The sequence below is a fragment of the Vibrio sp. TMPB1044 genome (genome assembly GCF_030442075.1).
GTDB lineage: Bacteria > Pseudomonadota > Gammaproteobacteria > Enterobacterales > Vibrionaceae > Vibrio > Vibrio satsumensis.
On sequence record NZ_JAUJED010000063.1, the window covers coordinates 4414 to 6218 of the forward strand.

2 protein-coding genes are annotated in these 1805 nt (G+C 40.6%); both read left to right on the top strand.

All coding sequences use genetic code 11. The annotated features are described in order from the left end of the window. Nucleotides 1-350 precede the first annotated feature (350 nt). The gene (locus QQ041_RS22155; RefSeq protein WP_285955068.1) at nt 351-1124 is read left to right on the top strand and encodes a ParA family protein; all 774 of its coding nucleotides are present in this window, start codon (nt 351-353) and stop codon (nt 1122-1124) included. 16 nt (nt 1125-1140) lie between these two features. After that, nucleotides 1141-1440, top strand: coding sequence for a hypothetical protein (locus tag QQ041_RS22160; RefSeq protein ID WP_285955069.1), 300 nt, complete (start codon nt 1141-1143; stop codon nt 1438-1440). The last annotated feature ends 365 nt before the right edge of the window (nt 1441-1805 follow it).

A 1805-nucleotide genomic window follows, 5' to 3' on the forward strand; every position in this document is an offset into this window, starting at 1 on the left:
ATGAAAGCAAAGTGACGTAACTTGCTAGTTGTTCGTAGTTATGCTTAAACCGTGTCCCCATCGTAGTCACAATATTTTTAATTTCAGAACTCGATTTTGATCTTAGTCTTGGGATGAGTTAAACAACAAGTATTGGTTTGTGAGAAGCCTAATAACTTGATTCAACGCGGATAGTGGTTTCGCAGCTGGGGTCAACTTCTTTAGGGTTTTTACAGCCTTGATATTATCGGATTAGTCACGGATGGATAACTTTAGACGTTAATGAAAAGTGTATTACCTATGTAATACATTGACAGGTCGATGTTTGCTTCTTATTGTGTATTACACATGTAATACATGAGGTGTCTATTATGAAAACAAAGATCATCAGCGCAGCGAACCAAAAAGGTGGCGTTGGAAAAACCACGACTCTTGTCAATTTAGGAGCTGAGCTTGCACGAAAACGAAAAGTGTTAGTTATTGACCTTGATCCTCAAGGGAACTGCTCCAAAACGTTAACTGGACAACGTGATTTTAACTTTGAAGAGACGATTGCTGCTTTGTTTGATAAGCCTAAAGTTGTGTCCATTGTCGATTTAATTCAACCTGCAAAGCTTAATGGGAACTCCATTGAAAACCTCTATGTTGTTCCTGCTGATGTTCAGTTGTCACGTGTCATCGAAACATCACTGACAAAGATTAACCGTGAACGAATTTTAGAGAAGCAATTGGCGAAGTTAGGTGATACCTATGATTTCATTCTTCTTGATACACCACCAAACTTATCCCTAACGACTCTTAACGCAATCCAGGCTTCAGACCTTATCTTGATCCCTGTTGACTCAGGTGCATTTTCATTAGATGGCATTAGCCCTTTACTCGAAGCTGTATCTGAAATTAAGGATGACGAAGGTAATTATCTGATTCTGAGGAACGAGGTCGACTCAAGAAACACTATTATTAATGAGTTCATTGATGAGGAATTGGAGGTAGTACAAGATAAATTGTTACCAGTATCTGTCCGTCGTTCTGAGCATGTCGGACAAGCTAATGCCGTTTCCTCTCCTGTGCGTTTTTATAAATCGGGGTCTCTTGTTAATAACGATTACCGAAAACTCGCTGCGTTTCTTTTAAATTTAATGTAATACATAGGTAATACACATGAGCAAGTTAAAGAAACGAGGAGCGATAACCGCTCTCTCTAGTGACAAGCACGAAGGTTCAAGTAAGTCGACGGGGATTACGACTGTCAAAAAGAAAGTGACGACATCTTATAAGGTGCCTCCTCTGACCCTTAGAATGTCACTGACGGATAAAGAACGGATAACCGATTGGGTATCAAACCTGCAAGAGCAGACAGAGAGAAATGTGTCTGCAGCGAAACTGTTTCGAGCGTTGGCTTTATATCGAGACAAGATCGATGATGAAGATCTCATCGAGTTGATCAACAAAATGAACTAAATGTGTATTACACATGTAATACATAGTTGCTTTAAAGGCTCTGAATATTTTAAGAGATGTCATAGAGCCGACCTCGGACTCAACTTCTCACATTGATGAACATGACACTTGGGGAGTTTTGTTACCTGTTCTGAGCCTTCTCTCCTTGTAAAGACAAAACTGTAAACGTGTCTTTATCACGATTCTTATGTTGCCTTAGGTGTCACCCTGCGGGCTAGGCCTGACTGCCTCAAGAGTCTTAGCGTCTTGTCGTTTCCTCCTCGTTGGTCTCTCTGTCTTTGAATAAGTTCGAATAAGGGCTTGTTTTCTTATGCGCCGATTTCTTTCACTCGCCTCATTTTCGGGTTCGCAGGCTGTTAACCGTC

Bases quoted from the DNA above. Each gene is read 5' to 3' on its own strand.
- QQ041_RS22155 (WP_285955068.1), top strand. From the start codon at position 351: ATGAAAACAAAGATCATCAGCGCAGCGAACCAAAAAGGTGGCGTTGGA.
- QQ041_RS22160 (WP_285955069.1), top strand. From the start codon at position 1,141: ATGAGCAAGTTAAAGAAACGAGGAGCGATAACCGCTCTCTCTAGTGAC.